This is a genomic window from Pseudomonas sp. WS 5021 (genome assembly GCF_012985535.1).
Taxonomy (GTDB): Bacteria; Pseudomonadota; Gammaproteobacteria; order Pseudomonadales; family Pseudomonadaceae; genus Aquipseudomonas.
Genome location: NZ_JAAQWP010000007.1, coordinates 238,920 through 256,315, shown reverse-complemented (window position 1 = coordinate 256,315; position 17,396 = coordinate 238,920). Strand labels below are relative to the sequence as shown.

The following is a 17,396-nucleotide window of genomic DNA, read 5'->3' as shown; positions in this document are numbered from 1 at the left end:
CACACTGAGCTTCACCGCCAAAACGCAGACGCTGAACACCGTAGATGGATTTGATGTTTTTCTGGAGTTATCCAATGGAGTTGAAGACGATGAAGACCAGCACTGCCAAATCCTCGTTTAACCACCTGCGCGGGCTCAAATTGGCCGCGTTGGCAATCGGCACCAGCTTCGTCCTCGCGGGCTGCGCCGGCAACCCGCCGACCGAGCAGTACGCGGTGACCCAATCGGCCGTGAACAGCGCTGTAAGCGCTGGCGGTACCGAATACGCTGCCGTGGAAATGAAAGCTGCCCAGGACAAGCTCAAGCAAGCCGAGCTGGCCATGCACGACAAGAAGTACGACGAAGCCCGTCGTCTGGCCGAACAGGCTGAGTGGGACGCTCGCGTTGCAGAGCGCAAGGCCCAGGCTGCCAAGGCCGACCTGGCGCTGAAGGATTCCCAGAAGGCTGTTCAGGAGCTGCGTAACGAAGGCATGCGTCCTGCTGTGATCCAGCAGAAGTAAGCAGCGCCCTTGTTTGCATCGCACCCGAAATCGAATTGAAAGGACGACACCACTATGCGTAAACAATTGATGATCCCTGCCCTGCTGGCGATGAGCGTTGCATTGGCGGCTTGCTCCACCCCGCCTAACGCGAACCTGGAAAACGCACGGACCAACTTCTCGGCCCTGCAAGCCAACCCGCAAGCGACCAAAATCGCCGCCCTGGAAACCAAGGACGCCAGCGAATGGCTGGACAAGGCCGACAAGGCGTACCGCGACAAGGAAGACGAGAAGAAGGTCGACCAACTGGCCTACCTGACCAACCAGCGCGTTGAAGTGGCCAAGGACACCATCGCCCTGCGCGAGTCCGAAGCCAAGCTGAAAAACGCCGGCGACGAACGTGCCCGCGCCCTGCTCGAAGCCCGCGACGCGCAGATCAAGCAGCTGCAAAACAGCTTGAACGCCAAGCAGACTGAACGCGGGACCCTGGTGACCTTTGGTGATGTGCTGTTCGCCACCAACAAGGCCGACCTGAAATCCAGCGGCCTGGTGAACATCAACAAACTGGCGCAATTCCTCCAGGAAAACCCAGATCGTAAAGTCATTATCGAAGGCTACACCGACAGCACCGGCAGCGATGCCTACAACCAGACCTTGTCCGAGCGCCGTGCTACTTCGGTGCAGGTTGCACTGATCAAGATGGGCGTTAACCCAAGCCGCATCGTGACTGCTGGCTACGGCAAGGCATACCCGGTTGCCGATAACGCAAGCGTTTCGGGCCGCGCCATGAACCGTCGCGTTGAAGTGACCATCTCCAACGACAACCAGCCGGTCAAGCCACGTTCTTCGGTTCAGTAACCGACTGACGTACACCGCTAAAAAAGCCCTGCCTGGATTCCAGGCAGGGCTTTTTTTGTAGAAGAACTGCGGCAGATGGCTTTGGATCAGCCGAAGTTGACTGAGTTGGTGTTCTCTTGGGGCATCTGCATGCCTTGCTGGCCGTCGCGATCCATCTGCTTGCGCAGAGGATCTTGCTCATCCTCGCCACCACCACTTGCGCCACTGCCCTGGGAGCCGCCTGCACCGCCCGCGCCGCCCAACAGTTGCGCCAGGAGTTTCTTCAGCGCTTCCGGGTCTGCACCACCCTGCTGCTGGCCCCCTTCGACGCCCTTGCCGACCATATTGCCGGAATCGCCCATGCCGGCGCCGCCGAAGTTACCGAACCCGCTACCACCACCTACTCCACCAATACTCATAGCGATACTCCACATAATTAAGGGGGTTGCTCGTCAGCGCTGCTGACAACCCAATCAGTGGCTTCACACAAAATATGGTTCCAAAAACTACCAGCGTGCTTACTCCTGCAATTGCGGGGTTTCCTGGCCCATGCAACGCACCGCCTGCTTCTTGTTATTCACCAGTACACCGGTCAACCCTTTCTGCTCGGTATCAAACAGCACCAGCACACCGTCGACGCACTGCGCCACCTGGGGAGCCGGGGTCAGGGAGACTTTATAGTCCTCGCCGGGCACCGTCTTGAGCATGGTGAAATCACTGAGCAGCAACGCGTCCTCGGGCTTGGCGAAGTGCAGGTAGCCGTAGTACCACAGGCAGCCAACGGTGCCGATGATGGTGCCGATACCGGTGAGGATCAGGGGGATCATGTTGCGTTCTTCGCTCATTGCGGGCTCTCTGATGATTCAACTTTAGGAGTGGCGGCCGCCGGGTAATTGGGGATTTCCCCCAGGCGGCGCAGGCCATTGAAATGCTGCGGGTCGTCAAGATAACGCAGCATCACGGTTTGCCAGGTCTTGTCGGCAAAAGTCTGCACATGCCCACCGCGGGTCAATTGCAGCACCCTTGGCGGCGGCGCAGCTTGATACAGACGGATGCCGTTGGAAAGCGGCACGATCGGATCATCCAGACTGTGGAACAGCAGTTTCGGCACGCCGGTCAGCTGCGGCATGCCGTGGATCGCGCTGTCGGCGTCCGGCACCAGCCACGACAACGGCACCTGAAACGGCCATGTTAGCCAGGAAGTGCTCAGGGCGAATTGCCCTACATCACGATAACTGGCGGGCACGCCATCCAACACCAGCGCCTTGAGCCGGGGCTGGCGCTCGGGATGTGCCGCCAGGTAATGCACCGCCAATGCCCCGCCCAGGCTCTGGCCGAGCACCACCAACGGCTGGCCCTGGGTCTCGGGGGCCTGGTCAAGCCACTGGAAAGCCGCATCCAGGTCCTGGTAGATGGCCGGCAGCGAAGGTTTGCCTTCGGACACGCCATAGCCGCGATAGTCCAGCATCAGCACTTGATAACCCTGGGCCGGCAGCCACCAACTGCCCCCCAGGTGCCCGGACAGGTTGCCCCCGTTGCCGTGCAAATGCAGCACCGTGCCCTTGAGCGGCACACCGGCCTTGGCCGGCAGCCACCAGGCGCGCAGCTTGAGGCCATCGGCGGTGGTCAGGGTGACGTCACGGTATTCCAGGCGCGCCTGTTGCGGGGTAAATGGCAGGCCGGGCTCGGGGTAGAACAGCAGCGAGCTGCAGCCGTTGAGGGTCAGGAGCAGGCATAGAATGCCGAGCAGTCTCATCCGTTGAAACCTCGTAAATGGGTGGGGACACAACCCTGATAATCAATGAAGACTAACTGTCGGAGCTGGCTGTCAGTTACTCCACCGGTGGCTGACAGACCGCGATCGCAGGCAAGCCAGCTCCTACAGTTGATGGGATTTGGTCAGAGGATATTGGAGTAGTCCGCCTCGATCCGGTCCAGGCTCAGGTGATTGAGGAAGTTGGAGAAGCACATCCACGCCGACAACGCGTTCATATCGCGAAACTGCTCCGGCAAGTACTTGGGCGGCACCACCAGGCCTTCGTCCACCAATTGGCGCAAGGTGCGCATGTCTTCCAGGGTGGTCTTGCCGCAGAACAACAGCGGCACCTGCTCCAGCTTGCCCTTGCGCACGGCCAGCTGGATGTAGTTGTAGACCATGATAAAGCCCTTGAGGTAGGACAGATCCTTGGTAAACGGCAGGCCCGTCGGCGTCGAGCCGCGAAACACCCGGCTGGCGTTGCCGTAGCTCTCGGCCATTTCAAAGCCCTGCTCGCGGAAGAACTCGAACACCTGCAGGAAATCGGCGCCCTCTTCCACCATATGGATCGCGCGGGTGCGGTTGGTCAGCTTGCGCAGGCGGCTGGGGTAGGAGGCGAAGGTGATGATCTCCATCAGGATCGCCAGGCCCTCCTGGGTCACGGTCGACGACGGTGGGCCCTTGGACAGGAAGGTGCAGATCGGCTGGTTCTGGCCGTTGAGGGTGGTGCCCACATGGACCAGCCCTTCGTGGACTTCCAGGGCCCGCACATCGCGCTCGTTGAACATCGCATCGGTGCGGATCTTGATGTAGTCGGCACCCGCCGCCGCGTCGGCGACGATGCCATCGGACTCAAATACGCGGATGGTTTCCTCGGCCTCGCCAAACACCTTGTTCAGGCGGCTTTGCAGCAGGCTGACGGCGTCCTTGGCGGTCAGGGTCTTGGCTTCGTCCTTGAGATCGCCACGGCCGTCGATATTGTTCAGGTAATCGGAGAGCATCAGGCCCAGGTCGGCCAGCGTCGGGTCGCCGGCATGGAATGCATCGGAGGCCGCGCCGTAGAGTTCCTGGGAAATCAGGCCGAAATCCTCGGTGCCACGGGCTTCGAGCATGCGCACCACCATGCGGTATTCCTTGCACATACGCCGCATGATCTGCCCGACCGGGTTGAACTGGCCCAATTGGCGAGTGATATCACGCTCAATGTTCTGGAACTCCAGCTTCACCTTGCTGGAGTCGAACGACAATGGCCGGTTCAGGTAATAGTCGCGGTCCACGGCCGGCATGTGCTTGCCCTTGCCCTGGAGGAAGCCCTTGCGAATGTTGTCGTCCCACTTCACGGCGTCGAGGACGCGAATCGGTGTTTGCGCCAGCACAATGCGATCGGACAAGGTGCGTATCGTCTGCTGGTAATCGTCCACCCGGTGCTTCCTCTTTAAACGTTATTTGCCCACATGTTTATAGCGTACGGCTTCGACAAACACATCGGCGTTGGCCGGATCATCCAGGTAAGCCAAGACCTGGCTCATGGGGCTGTCGATCAATGTCCCGTCCCCTTCGACGGTCTCGACACTGCTGCCACTCAGGGTTTTGTGCGTGATGGCCTGGTTGATCGCCTCGGGATCGAGGTTGTAGACCACCAGTTCGCGGGCCTCATTCAATTCAAACCCGGCGAGGATAAAGTGCCCGCCCAGCTTGTTTGGCAGCGGCGCCGACAGGTACCAGCGGTTGCCGTGGCGGGACACACTGAACAAATACTCGTCGCGCTTGATCGGCTGGGTCTGCGAGGTGCTCACTGCCTTGTAGCGATGCTGGCCCACCCGGCTGATCTGCAGGTCGAGCGGTTCGCCCCAGGCGTTCCTGCTGGCCCACTTGCCCAGCAGCGCGTCAGGTGCGGCCTCGCTGGCCGGCAGGGGCTCCTTGAAGGTCACCAGGCAGCCGCTCAGGAGCAGCGACACCATCGCGGTCACTAACACACGCCAGGTTTTCATCCATCACTCCACAGCTGTTTTGGGCAGCCTGGCCCCCACATGACTAGACCGAGGCCAGTACCAGGTGCATGTAACGCTTGAGAATCTCGAGCATTTCTTCGCCAGTCAGGGCCTCGGGCTCGAACAGCAGGCCCTGATATTCCATCCGACTGATAATCGCCGTCAACACTTTGGCATCCTGTTGCGGCTCGCGGGAGCCCAGCACCTGGAAAAACTGGCAAGTGCCCTGCAACAAAATCTGCTGGTGAGAACGTACCAGTTCGCCCAGGCGCGGGTTCAACAAGGCTTCCTGGCGAAAGGCCTGTTCGGCCATCAGGTACTCACGCCGGTTGAGCAGTTGGCGCAGGACGTAATCGGCAGTCAGCCGCGCAATATCATCGGCCAGTTGCGAGCGCGACTCGGCACTGCCATCACCGTAGGCCACCATCTCGCGCAGCAAACCTTCGTTACGCACCCACAACTTGCCCATGAACGCCGCACTGCGCTCCACATACTGGGCAAAGGTGTCGGTGAGCAGGTCGTCGATATCCTTGAAATAGTAGGTGGTGGCCGACAGCGGCACGCCGGCCTCCGCCGCCACCGCCCGATGGCGCACCGCCCGCACGCCATCGCGCACGACAATGCGCATGGCCGCGTCGAGAATATCCTGGCGACGCTGTTCGCTGCCCTGGCGACTGGCCTTGCGGCCCTGGTACTGAACACTTTCAGCCACGGCGGCAGCGATGCCAGCGGCGCCTTCTTGAGCCATTACGCGCTTCACGAAAGATCGTCCTCTCACTCAACAAAAGTCTGGCGCCGTACGCTTGACGTTAGTACAGGCCACACAAAAAAGCCGCCTTATAAAAGGCGGCTTCGGGATTCGCTAAGGTTACGCTTGCGGCCGCATGTGCGGGAACAAGATGACATCGCGGATCGACGGTGAGTTGGTCAACAACATCACCAGGCGGTCGATACCGATACCTTCACCGGCCGTTGGCGGCATGCCGTACTCCAGCGCCCGCACAAAGTCGGCGTCGTAGTGCATGGCTTCATCGTCACCGGCGTCCTTGTCGGCCACCTGGGCCATGAAACGCTCGGCCTGGTCTTCCGCGTCGTTAAGCTCGGAGTAGGCGTTGGCGATTTCGCGACCACCGATAAACAGCTCGAAACGGTCGGTGACGTTCGGGTTGTCGTCGTTGCGACGGGCCAGCGGCGACACTTCGAACGGGTACTGGGTAATGAAGTGCGGCTGTTCCAGCTTGTGCTCCACCAGTTCTTCGAAAATCATCACCTGCAGCTTGCCCAGGCCTTCGAAGCCCAGGACCTTGGCCCCGGCTTTCTTGGCAATGGCGCGAGCCTTGTCGATGTCGTTCAGGTCGTCAGCGGTCAGCTCGGGGTTGTACTTGAGGATCGAATCGAACACCGACAGGCGCACGAACGGCTCGCCGAAGTGGAACACCTTGTCGCCGTACGGCACGTCGGTAGTCCCGAGAACCAGTTGCGCCAGCTCGCGGAACAGTTCTTCGGTCAGGTCCATGTTGTCTTCGTAGTCGGCGTAGGCCTGGTAGAACTCCAACATGGTGAATTCTGGGTTGTGACGGGTCGAGACACCTTCGTTACGGAAGTTGCGGTTGATCTCGAACACCTTTTCAAAACCACCGACCACCAGGCGCTTGAGGTACAACTCTGGCGCGATACGCAGGAACATTTCCATGTCCAGAGCATTGTGGTGGGTTTCGAACGGCTTGGCTGCCGCGCCGCCCGGAATGGTCTGCAGCATCGGCGTCTCGACTTCGAGGAAGTCACGGGCCATCAGGAAGCTGCGGATGTGCGCGATCACTTGCGAGCGCACGCGGAACGTCTGGCGCACTTCTTCGTTGACGATCAGGTCGACGTAGCGCTGGCGATAGCGCTGCTCGGTGTCGGTCAGGCCGTGGTGCTTGTCTGGCAGCGGGCGCAGCGACTTGGTCAGCAGGCGCACGTTGGTCATTTCGACGTACAGGTCGCCCTTGCCGGAACGGGCCAGGGTGCCTTCGGCGGCAATGATGTCGCCCATGTCCCAGGTTTTCACCGAGGCCAGGGTTTCTTCCGAGAGGGTCTTGCGGTTGACGTAGACCTGGATGCGCCCGGTCATGTCCTGGATCACCATGAACGAGCCACGGTTGAGCATGATGCGACCTGCCACCTTGACCGGGATCGCAGCTTCTGCCAGCTCTTCCTTGGTCTTGTCCGCGTATTGCTTCTGCAAGGCATCGCAGTAGTTTTCGCGGCGGAAGTCGTTGGGGAAGGCGTTACCCTTGGCACGCTCGGCAGCAAGCTTTTCCTTGCGCAGGGCGATCAAGGAGTTTTCTTCCTGTTGCAGGGCCTGATCGAGTTGTTGGTCGCTCATGTCTTTAAATATTCCATCTGGTTCGTTGTCCCCAGCCTGCGGCTGGGGATCGCGGGCAAGCCCGCTCCCACAGGGATCGAGGAGTGTCAGCCAATCCCGCGTTGCATGTATTACAGGCCTGATTTCAGGCTGGCTTCCAGGTATTCGTCGATATCGCCGTCGAGTACCTTGTCGCAGTCACTGCGTTCGATGTTAGTGCGCAGATCCTTGATCCGCGACGCATCAAGCACATACGAACGGATCTGGTGGCCCCAGCCGATATCCGACTTGGTGTCTTCCAGTGCCTGGGAAGCGGCGTTGCGCTTCTGCATTTCCTGCTCGTACAACTTGGCCCGCAGCATTTTCATGGCGGTGTCCTTGTTCGCGTGCTGGGAACGTTCGTTCTGGCAACTGACCACGGTGTTGGTCGGTACGTGGGTGATACGTACGGCCGAGTCGGTGGTGTTTACGTGCTGGCCACCGGCACCGGAGGAGCGGTAGGTGTCGATGCGCAGGTCGGCCGGGTTGATCTCGATTTCCACCTTGTCGTCGATCTCGGGGGAGACGAAAACCGCAGAGAACGAAGTGTGGCGACGGTTGCCGGAGTCGAACGGGCTCTTGCGCACCAGGCGGTGTACGCCGATCTCGGTCCGCAACCAGCCAAAGGCGTATTCACCCTTGATATGCACGGTCGCGCCCTTGATACCGGCAACTTCACCGGCGGACAGTTCCATGATGGTTGCTTCGAAACCGCGTTTGTCAGCCCAGCGCAGGTACATGCGCAGCAGAATGTTGGCCCAATCCTGGGCTTCGGTGCCGCCGGAACCGGCCTGGATATCCAGGTAGGCGTTGTTCGGGTCCATTTCGTGGCTGAACATGCGGCGGAATTCGAGTTTGGCGAGGTTGTCCTCGAGACGGGCCAGCTCGGCGACGACATCGCCCACTGCGCCTTCGTCGTTTTCTTCGACGGCCATGTCCAGCAGGTCGCGGCAGTCGCCCAGACCGGTGTTCAATTCGTCGAGGGTGTCGACGATCTGCGCCAGCGCAGCGCGCTCGCGGCCCAGTTCCTGGGCGTATTCAGGTTTGTTCCAGACAGCCGGATCTTCAAGCTCGCGATTGACTTCGGTCAGACGCTCATGCTTTTGATCGTAGTCAAAGATACCCCCGAATAGTTTCGGAGCGCTCGGACAGGTCCTTGATGGTGTTCAGGATCGGGTTGATTTCCATGGCGGGCAGCACTCGTTGGCGAACTTTTGAAAGCCGGCGAGTATAACGGCAAAAGGCTGGAAACGGCAGTCCGCTTGGCCGAAAAGGCTGGGTTTGTGTGATATCTACAGCCCGATAAAGATCAAATGTAGGAGCTGGCTTGCCTGCGATACAGACGACTAGGTGTATCAAGTAGACCGAGGAGACGCCATCGCAGGCAAGCCAGCTCCTACATTGGGTTGGCGGTGTTCGCAGGCTATTCGATCCCCACCTGGTTGCGCCCATTGTGCTTGGCCAGGTACAACCCCTTGTCCGCTGCCGAGATCAATTGCCGGCAATCGGTCCCCAGCAGTGGCGTCATGGTCGCAAGACCAATGCTGATGGTCAGGCTCGCCCCTTCAGAGGGTGCGATGTGCGGGATTTTCAGCGCGGCAACGGCCTGGCGCAGTTTCTCCGCCACCAGCCGCGCACCACCCGGCGAGGTGTTGGGCAGCACCAGGGCAAACTCTTCGCCCCCGTAGCGCGCCGGCAGGTCCGAAGGACGGCTGCTGGCGTCGCGAATGCTCGCCGCCACCTTGCGCAATGCTTCGTCCCCTTCCAGGTGGCCAAAGCTGTCGTTGTAGGTCTTGAAGAAGTCCACGTCGATCATCAGCAACGACAACTGGGTCTGGTCACGCATGGCGCGTCGCCATTCCAGCTCCAGGTATTCGTCGAAGTGCCGGCGGTTGGACAACCCGGTCAAGCCGTCGGAATTCATCAGGCGTTGCAGCACCAGGTTGGTGTCCAGCAGTTGTTGCTGGCTGACCCGCAGCGCACGGTAGGCCGCGTCCCGCTGCAGCAGGGTCATGTAGGAGCGCGAGTGGTAGCGGATCCGCGCCACCAGCTCGATGTTGTCCGGCAGTTTCACCAGGTAGTCATTGGCCCCGGCGGCAAACGCGGCGCTCTTGATCAGCGGGTCTTCCTTGGTCGAAAGCACAATGATCGGGATATTCTGGGTCGCCGGATGGTTACGGTACTCACGCACCAGGGTCAGGCCGTCCAGCCCGGGCATGACCAGATCCTGGAGAATCACCGTCGGCTTGATGCGGATCGCCTGGGAGATGGCCTGGTGGGGGTCGGCACAGAAGTGGAAGTCGATATTGTCCTCATGGGCCAGACCGCGCCGCACGGCTTCGCCGATCATCGCCTGGTCGTCCACCAGCAACACCATGGCGGCGTTTTCGTCGGTCTTGAAGTCGTCGAGCTGTAAATCATTCATTTGCGGTCACCTGAATTACTACGTGCAGGCCAGGACAGCGAGTTATATCGGTCATTTTGCGAATACCTCCAGCAATCGTGGCGCAATTCTGTCCAATGGGCGAATCTCAACAGCGGCATCAATCGCCGCTGCCGCTTTGGGCATGCCGTAAACCGCACAGCTCTGCTGATCCTGAGCGATGGTCAGATAGCCCTGCTGACGCATCAATTTGAGTCCCTGGGCTCCGTCGCGTCCCATGCCGGTCAGCAAGACGCCGACGGCATCGCCGTTCCAATGGCTGGCGACGCTCTCGAAAAACACGTCGATGGACGGCCGATAAATCTCGTTCACGGGCTCCGCCGTGTAGGCCAGCGTGCCGTTTTTCAGCAGCCGGATATGATGATTGGTGCCGGCCAGCAACACCACGCCGCTTTGCGGCGGCTCCCCTTCACGCGCCAGGCGCACCGGCAGGCCCGAGGCGCTGCTCAGCCACTCGGCCATGCCGGCGGCGAACACCTGGTCCACATGCTGCACCAGCACAATGGCTGCGGCAAAGTCCCGAGGCAAGCCCTTGAGCAGGGTTTCCAGCGCCGCCGGGCCACCGGCCGAAGAGCCGATCGCCACCAAGCTCTGGCGCTTGCCCGTCCCTCGCGGATGCACAGGTTCAGCGCGCACCCGGCTGCCGCGCTGGCCGATCAGCCAGCCGATATTGAGGATCTTGCGCAACAGGGGCGCGGCCGCCTCCTTGGCATCGCCAACCCCCAGGGCCGGGGTGTCCACCACGTCCAGGGCGCCATGGCCCATGGCTTCGAACACGCGGCTGACATTCTGCTGGCGATCCACGGTGACGATAACGATAGCGCATGGCGTCTCGGCCATGATCTGCCGGGTCGCCTCGACGCCATCCATCACCGGCATGATCAAGTCCATCAGGATCAGGTCCGGCGTCAGCTCGGCGCAGCGCTGCACCGCTTCCAGGCCATTGGTGGCCACCCACACCACTTCGTGGGCCGGCTCGAAGCTCAAGGCCCGGCGCAAGGCCTCGACCGCCAGGGGCATGTCATTGACGATGGCGATCTTCATGCCCGGGCGCCTCCAATCAGTTCTACCACTGCATCGAGCAGGGCATCGTCATGGAAACTGGCCTTGGCCAGGTAATAGTCGGCGCCGGCATCCAGGCCGCGACGCCGGTCTTCTTCGCGATCCTTGTAGGACACCACCATCACCGGCAGCGACTGCAGGCGAGTGTCTCGGCGCAAAAGTGTGACCAATTCAATACCGTCCATGCGAGGCATATCAATGTCAGTGATCAGCAGGTCGAAGTCTTCGGAACGCAGAGCATTCCAGCCATCCATGCCATCGACGGCGACCGCCACGTCATATCCACGATTAAGTAATAGCTTGCGCTGCAGTTCGCGCACGGTCAGTGAGTCATCCACCACCAGAATGCGCTTGCGTGCAGCCTCCACGGTTTGCTGCGCGCGGCGGGCAATGCGCTCCAGGCGACCGGTATTGAGCAGCTTGTCCACCGAGCGCAGCATGTCCTCGACATCGACGATCAGCACCACCGAGCCGTCGTCCAGCAGCGCGCCGGCAGAAATATCCTGCACCTTGCCCAGGCGATCATCCAGCGGCAACACCACCAGGGTGCGTTCGCCGATAAAGCGCTCCACGGCAATCCCGTACACCGCATCGCGCTCGCGGATCACCACGACCTTGAGGGTGTCCTGGTTGGCCTGCCCGGGCGGGCGCTGTAATAGCTGGCTGGCCGCGACCAGGCCGACATGCCGGCCTTCGTGCCAGAAATGCTGGCGGCCTTCCAACTGCACGATTTCGTCAGGTTCCAGGTCGCACATGCGTTCGATGTGGGCCAGGGGAAAGGCGTAGGCTTCTTCGCCAACTTCCACCACCAGGCTGCGCACCACCGACAAGGTCAGCGGCACTTCCAGATGGAAGCGGCTGCCCTGCCCCGCCGTCTGTTCCAGCACCACCGCACCACGCAGTTGGCGGACCATGTGCTGCACCGCATCCAGGCCGACGCCGCGCCCGGAGACTTCGGTCACCTTGTCGCGCAGGCTGAAGCCCGGCAGGAACAGGAAGGTCAGCAATTCCTCTTCGCTCAGGCGCAAGGCGGTTTCCAGCGGCGACAGATTGCGCTCGACAATACTGCCGCGCAGGCGCTCCAGATCGACGCCGTTGCCGTCATCGCTCAACTCCAGCACCAGCAGGCCAGCCTGGTGCGAAGCGCGCAGGCGGATCAGGCCCTCGGCCGGCTTGCCCGCCAGCAGGCGCTGCTCGGGCATTTCGATGCCGTGATCGACGGCATTGCGCAACAAATGGGTCAGCGGCGCCTCGAGTTTTTCCAGCACATCGCGGTCGACCTGGGTCTTCTCGCCTTCGATTTCCAGGCGTACCTGCTTGCCCAGGCTGCGGCCCAGGTCACGCACCATGCGCGCCTGCCCCGCCAGCACATCGGCAAACGGGCGCATGCGGCACGCCAGCGCCGTGTCATATAGCACCTGGGCACGTTGCCCGGCCTGCCAGCCGAACTCATCGAGCTCGGCGGTCTTTTCCGCCAGCAGCAACTGCGCTTCGCTCAACAGGCGGCGGGCATCGGCCAGGGCTTCCTGGGCTTCGAGGTTCAGGTCGACCGTCTTGAGCTGGCCGTCGAGGTTGTCCAGGGCCCGGGCGCCGTTGCTCTGGATGCGCTTGAGGCGTTGTAGGCTGGACAGGTACGGCTTGAGCCGCTGGGTTTCCACTAGGGATTTGCTGGACAGGTCCAACAGGCTGTTCAAACGCTCGGCCGTGACCCGCAACACGCGCTCGCCGCCTTCGGTCATGCGTTTGTTCTGGCGCGGCGTATCACTGCTGACGGGCGGCGCGGCCTCCGGTTCCGGGGGCAATAGCAGTGACTCTTCAAGGGGCGGCAACGGCTGTGCAGGCGGCGCAGTCACAGGCGGCGGTGCAACCACTTTGGCCGCGGGTTGCGACGGATCCAGCAAGCGCTCCATCAGCGCCACATACGCCTGGATATCGGCCGGGCCCACGCTGTTGCCCGGTGTGGCGATGCGCATCAGCAGGTCGGTGCCCTGCAACAACGCGTCGATATGTTCGGGTTGCAGGTACAACCGGCTTTCCTGGGCGCTGACCAGGCAGTCTTCCATCACGTGGGCCACGCTGACGCCAGCGTCGACCCCGACAATCCGCGCCGCGCCCTTGAGCGAATGCGCCGCGCGCATGCAGGCTTCGAGCTGGTCGGCCTGGGTCGGGTTGCGCTCCAGGGCCAGCAAGCCGGCACTCAGGACCTGGGTCTGGGCATCGGCTTCCAGGCTGAACAGTTCCAGCAGCGAGGCGTCGCGCATCTGGTCGGGGGTCATGACAGGCTCCGGGTCACGGCAGACAGCAATTGCGCCTCGTCCAGCCAGCGCAGGCTGCGGCCCTTGAACTGCAACACACCCTGGGTGTAGCGCGCACTGGCCTGGGTGCCGGACGCAGACGCCGCTTTGAGGGTGCGCTCATCGATGGCATGAATGCCATCCACTTCATCCACCGGCACCACCACCGGGCCGTCCTGCGCGGCGATGATCAACATGCGCGGCATGATCCGCCCGCCGCTGGGGCCGCCGCCCGTGCTGTCGAGCCCGAGCAGTTCCACCAGGGACAGGCAGGCCACCAGCGCGCCGCGCACATTGGCGACCCCGAGCAGCGCCCGCGAGCGCTGGTGGGGCAAGGAATGGATCGGCTGCAGCGGCGCCACTTCCACCAGGCAACGGGTGGCGATGCCCATCCACTCCTCGCCCAGGCGGAACATCAGCAACGACCGGGTGGCCACCTCATCGTCCGCCTGCGCGGCGGCGGCATGCCGATGGTCTTCCTGCTGCAGGGCATAACGATCAAGCAGGCGGGTGGCGGCAGCGGAATACACTGCACAGTTGCGGCAGTGGATGTGCTCGGCCAGCAACGGGCAGGATTTATCGCCGTGGATCCCGATGCGGTTCCAGCAATCGTCGATGGCCTGGGTATCGGCCACCGTCAGGTCCAGGTCGGTGTCCGGGAGTGCGGAGCTACTCATCGTTTAGGCTCACTGTCGGCGGCTCGCTCGCTACGGGCAGCACGGGCTTGCAAGCGCCGCGCCCCCGCCGTATCGCCCTGGGATTCCAGCAGCGCGGCCAGGTGCATCAAGGCCTGCGGATGCTGGGGCTCCAGGTACAAGGCTTTTCGATAATACCCCTGGGCTTCCAGGGCGCTACCCGCTACATCGCTGAGCAGGCCCAGCCAATAGAACACCTGGGCCGCCGGTGGATGGTTTTGCAGGTAGCGCTCGCAGGCCGCACGGGCCTCAAGGCTTTTGCCTTCATTGGCCAGGGTTGCGATCTGCCCGAGCAGCTGCGCCGCATCCGAGTGCACGGGTGCCGGCTTGGTCGGCAGCACCGGCGCGGCGAATGCCCTGAATGGCCGGGGTTTACTCGCAATCGGCGCGGCGCTGCGCTGGGGCACCGGAGGCGGTGTCGGGGTGAAGACCGGTTCGGGTGTGGTTTGGGCATGACGACTGAAGGCAAACGACTGCGGCACCCCAATCGAACGCATGCCCAGGCGCCCCAGCAGGCTACCTTCGGCCGGGCCGATAAACAGCACACCGTCGACATGGGTCAGGCCCTTGAGCACTTCAAACACCTGCTTCTGGGTCGGCTGGTCGAAATAGATCAACAGGTTGCGGCAAAACACAAAGTCATAGGTCGGCTCGTTGGCCAGCAACTGCGGATCCAGCAGGTTGCCCACTTGCAGGCGCACCTGTTCACGCACCCGATCAGCGACGCGGTAGCCGTCATCTTCGGCGCTGAAATGCCGCTCACGAAACTCGATGTCCTGGCCACGAAAGGAATTCTTGCCATACACCCCACGCCGCGCCCGTTCCACCGACAGCGGGCTGACGTCCATGCCCTGCACCTTGAACTGGTGGGGCGAAAGGCCCGCATCGAGCAGGGCCATGGCGATGGAATAGGGCTCCTCGCCAGTGGAGCACGGCAGGCTGAGGATACGCAGGGCGCGCATGTGCTTGATCTCGCCCAGTCGCGTGACGGCCAGCCGCGCCAGGGTGGCGAAGGATTCGGGGTAACGGAAAAACCAGGTCTCGGGGACGATGACCGCTTCGATCAACGCCTGTTGTTCTTCGCTGCTGGTTTGCAGGCGCTGCCAGTATTGATCGGCGCTCAGCCCCTGCAATGCCTGGCTGCGCTGGCGCACGGCGCGCTCGATAATCGCTTCGCCCACCGAGGCGACATCCAGGCCGATACGCTCCTTGAGGAAGTCGAAAAAGCGTTGGTCACTGCTCATCACGCCTCCCCAACAGTCAGGTCGGGGGCAAACAGCAAGGCGCGGACCTCGGCGGTGAGCAGGTCGGCGACGCCAATCCACTGTGTCAGGCCCCGTTCGTCTTCGCGCACCGGGCCCAGGTACGGCGCCTGGCGATTGTCCAGGCCGTAGGGTTGGAAATCCGCCGGATCGCAGCGCAGGGTGTCAGTCGCCTGTTCGAGGATCAGCCCCAGCCAGCGCGGCTCCAGCCACGCCTCTGGGCGATAGTTGACCAGTACCAGCCGCGTGCTGGTACGGGCTTGGGCCGGTGTACCAAAGGTCAGGGCACTGAGGTCGATCACCGGCACCATGTTGGCGCGATGGGCGAAAATCCCGGCGACCCACACCGGCGCATGGGCGATGGGCTTGAGCGGCAGGCGCGGCAACACCTCAGCCACTTCCGTGGCCTTGAGGGCGTAGCGCTCGCTGCCGATATGAAATACCAGGAACAAGGCTTTTCTGGCTGCCGTCACCGCGCCGCGTTTAGCCGCTGGATCACTCATCAGACTTTAAAACGCGACACGCCGCTGCGCAGACCCACCGCAACCTGGCTCAATTCATCAATGGCAAAGCTGGCCTGGCGCAGGGACTCCACGGTCTGGCTGCTGGCATCGCCCAACTGCACCAAGGCATGGTTGATCTGCTCGGCACCGGTGGCCTGGGCCTGCATGCCCTCGTTGACCATCAGCACGCGCGGCGCCAGGGCCTGCACCTGATGGATGATCTGCGACAGTTGCTCGCCCACTTGCTGCACTTCGAACATGCCGCGCCGGACCTCTTCGGAGAACTTGTCCATGCCCATCACACCGGCCGATACCGCCGATTGGATCTCGCGCACCATCTGCTCGATATCGTAGGTGGCCACGGCAGTCTGGTCGGCCAGGCGCCGCACTTCAGTGGCGACCACGGCAAAGCCGCGCCCGTATTCACCGGCCTTCTCGGCCTCGATGGCGGCGTTGAGGGACAGCAGGTTGGTCTGGTCGGCCACCTTGACGATGGTCACCACCACTTGGTTGATGTTGCCGGCCTTCTCGTTGAGGATCGCCAGCTTGGCGTTGACCAGGTCCGCGGCGCCCATCACCGAGTGCATGGTTTCTTCCATGCGGGCCAGGCCCTGCTGGCCGGAACCAGCGGCCACCGAAGCCTGGTCGGCGGCGGTGGACACTTCGGTCATGGTGCGCACCAGGTCCTTGGACGTGGCGGCAATTTCCCGCGAGGTCGCACCGATTTCGGTGGTGGTGGCCGCCGTTTCGGTGGCTGTGGCCTGTTGCTGCTTGGAGGTGGCGGCAATCTCGGTCACCGAGGTGGTGACCTGCACCGACGAACGCTGGGCCTGGGAGACCAGGGCGGTCAGCTCGGTCATCATGTCGTTGAAGCCGGTCTCGACGGCGCCGAACTCGTCCTTGCGCTCCAGGTTCAGGCGCTTGCTCAAATCACCGGTGCGCATGGTTTCGAGGATGTCGACGATGCGTTTCATCGGCGCCATGATCGCGCGCATCAGCAGCAGCCCGCACAGGCCGGCGGCAAGGATCGCGAGGAGCAGCGACACGCCCATACTGATTTTCGCGGCAGCTACGGCGTCATCGATGGCCGCAGTGGCTTTATCGGCCACCTGCTTGTTCTCGTTGATGATGTCATTGAGCTTCATGCGCCCTGCGGTCCAGGCCGGGGTCAGTTGCTCGTCGAACATCTTGACCGCCTCGGCTTCCTTGTTGGCCTGGTGCAGTTCCAGGACCTGGGCCAGCACCTGGTTGTACTTCTGGTGCAGGGCTTCGAAGGTGTCGAACTCGGTACGATCCTGGTCGATATTGATCGTATTGGCGTAACTGGCCATATGCTGCTCGAGGCGTGCCTCGAACGACTTGTAATCCTGGCGATCAGCGTCGGAAATGCCCTGGTGCTCACGCAGCCCGATCAGTTCCTGGGTCTGCAGGTAGCTGTCGACCCAGGCGCTGCGGATCATCGAGCTGAAAAACACCCCCGGTACGGCGTCGTCGCGTACCGAGTTTTCGCTCGTTTCGATCTTCAGCAACCGTGAGTACGAGACCACAACCATCAGCAGCATGATGGCGATAATGACCGCAAAGCTCGCCAATATGCGTTGGCGCAAGGTCCAGTTCTTCACAGTATTTCCTCGAGGGCCGATCAAATGCCGGGGAGTATAGCTGAGGCCGTGCCATCATTTATCAAT

The 17,396-nt window shown here is 62.0% G+C and carries 17 protein-coding genes; 2 read left to right on the top strand and 15 right to left on the bottom strand.

The features are described from left to right. Window positions 1-74 precede the first annotated feature (74 nt). On the top strand, window positions 75-500 hold the full coding sequence (locus HBO19_RS22150) for a DUF4398 domain-containing protein (protein ID WP_029300159.1): 426 nt from the start codon (window positions 75-77) through the stop codon (window positions 498-500). 54 nt (window positions 501-554) lie between these two features. Beyond that, window positions 555-1,337, top strand: coding sequence for an OmpA family protein (locus HBO19_RS22145; RefSeq protein WP_169955707.1), 783 nt, complete (start codon window positions 555-557; stop codon window positions 1,335-1,337). 86 nt (window positions 1,338-1,423) lie between these two features. Here HBO19_RS22145 and HBO19_RS22140 read toward each other — a convergent pair whose 3' ends face one another. The 15 genes from HBO19_RS22140 to HBO19_RS22070 form a co-directional block, all read right to left on the bottom strand. Beyond that, window positions 1,424-1,735 (bottom strand): hypothetical protein, encoded by a 312-nt coding sequence (locus tag HBO19_RS22140; RefSeq protein ID WP_170058319.1) that lies wholly within the window; start codon window positions 1,733-1,735, stop codon window positions 1,424-1,426. Window positions 1,736-1,834: 99 nt separating this feature from the next. Continuing rightward, window positions 1,835-2,161, bottom strand: coding sequence for a hypothetical protein (locus HBO19_RS22135; RefSeq protein WP_032858203.1), 327 nt, complete (start codon window positions 2,159-2,161; stop codon window positions 1,835-1,837). Further along, window positions 2,158-3,072 carry an alpha/beta hydrolase gene (locus HBO19_RS22130; protein ID WP_170058318.1) on the bottom strand — a complete coding sequence of 305 codons (915 nt, stop codon included), beginning with the start codon at window positions 3,070-3,072 and terminating at the stop codon, window positions 2,158-2,160. The genes HBO19_RS22135 and HBO19_RS22130 overlap by 4 nt, the downstream gene beginning before the upstream one ends. Before the next feature lie 143 nt (window positions 3,073-3,215). Further along, complete coding sequence (locus tag HBO19_RS22125) at window positions 3,216-4,493, bottom strand: flavohemoglobin expression-modulating QEGLA motif protein (RefSeq protein WP_169955704.1); 1,278 nt, start codon at window positions 4,491-4,493, stop codon at window positions 3,216-3,218. 21 nt (window positions 4,494-4,514) lie between these two features. After that, on the bottom strand, window positions 4,515-5,063 hold the full coding sequence (locus tag HBO19_RS22120; RefSeq protein WP_170042943.1) for a hypothetical protein: 549 nt from the start codon (window positions 5,061-5,063) through the stop codon (window positions 4,515-4,517). Between the two features lie 43 nt (window positions 5,064-5,106). Then, a complete protein-coding gene (locus HBO19_RS22115; protein WP_029300174.1) occupies window positions 5,107-5,823 on the bottom strand; it encodes a TetR family transcriptional regulator in 717 nt (238 codons plus the stop codon). Window positions 5,824-5,931: 108 nt separating this feature from the next. Beyond that, window positions 5,932-7,431, bottom strand: a complete 1,500-nt coding sequence (lysS, locus tag HBO19_RS22110; RefSeq protein ID WP_170042944.1) for a lysine--tRNA ligase — start codon at window positions 7,429-7,431, stop codon at window positions 5,932-5,934. A gap of 110 nt (window positions 7,432-7,541) precedes the next feature. Beyond that, a protein-coding gene (gene prfB / locus HBO19_RS22105) for a peptide chain release factor 2 (RefSeq protein ID WP_104911704.1) occupies window positions 7,542-8,637 on the bottom strand; the annotation gives its coding sequence in 2 pieces (ribosomal slippage) (window positions 7,542-8,564 and window positions 8,566-8,637; 1,095 coding nt in all). A 235-nt stretch (window positions 8,638-8,872) separates the two neighbouring features. Then, window positions 8,873-9,874, bottom strand: a complete 1,002-nt coding sequence (locus HBO19_RS22100) for a diguanylate cyclase (protein ID WP_169865341.1) — start codon at window positions 9,872-9,874, stop codon at window positions 8,873-8,875. 51 nt (window positions 9,875-9,925) lie between these two features. Next, on the bottom strand, window positions 9,926-10,936 hold the full coding sequence (locus HBO19_RS22095; RefSeq protein WP_169955701.1) for a chemotaxis response regulator protein-glutamate methylesterase: 1,011 nt from the start codon (window positions 10,934-10,936) through the stop codon (window positions 9,926-9,928). Further along, complete coding sequence (locus HBO19_RS22090; RefSeq protein ID WP_170058317.1) at window positions 10,933-13,230, bottom strand: hybrid sensor histidine kinase/response regulator; 2,298 nt, start codon at window positions 13,228-13,230, stop codon at window positions 10,933-10,935. Before HBO19_RS22090 ends, HBO19_RS22095 begins: the two co-directional genes overlap by 4 nt. After that, window positions 13,227-13,925, bottom strand: coding sequence for a chemotaxis protein CheW (locus tag HBO19_RS22085; protein ID WP_169955699.1), 699 nt, complete (start codon window positions 13,923-13,925; stop codon window positions 13,227-13,229). Before HBO19_RS22085 ends, HBO19_RS22090 begins: the two co-directional genes overlap by 4 nt. After that, entirely contained in the window at window positions 13,922-15,187 is a 1,266-nt protein-coding gene (locus tag HBO19_RS22080; RefSeq protein ID WP_170058316.1) for a CheR family methyltransferase, read from the bottom strand. The genes HBO19_RS22085 and HBO19_RS22080 overlap by 4 nt, the downstream gene beginning before the upstream one ends. Next, window positions 15,187-15,708 carry a chemotaxis protein CheW gene (locus tag HBO19_RS22075; protein WP_169955697.1) on the bottom strand — a complete coding sequence of 174 codons (522 nt, stop codon included), beginning with the start codon at window positions 15,706-15,708 and terminating at the stop codon, window positions 15,187-15,189. The genes HBO19_RS22080 and HBO19_RS22075 overlap by 1 nt, the downstream gene beginning before the upstream one ends. Next, window positions 15,708-17,330, bottom strand: a complete 1,623-nt coding sequence (locus HBO19_RS22070; protein WP_169955696.1) for a methyl-accepting chemotaxis protein — start codon at window positions 17,328-17,330, stop codon at window positions 15,708-15,710. Before HBO19_RS22070 ends, HBO19_RS22075 begins: the two co-directional genes overlap by 1 nt. Window positions 17,331-17,396 lie beyond the last annotated feature (66 nt).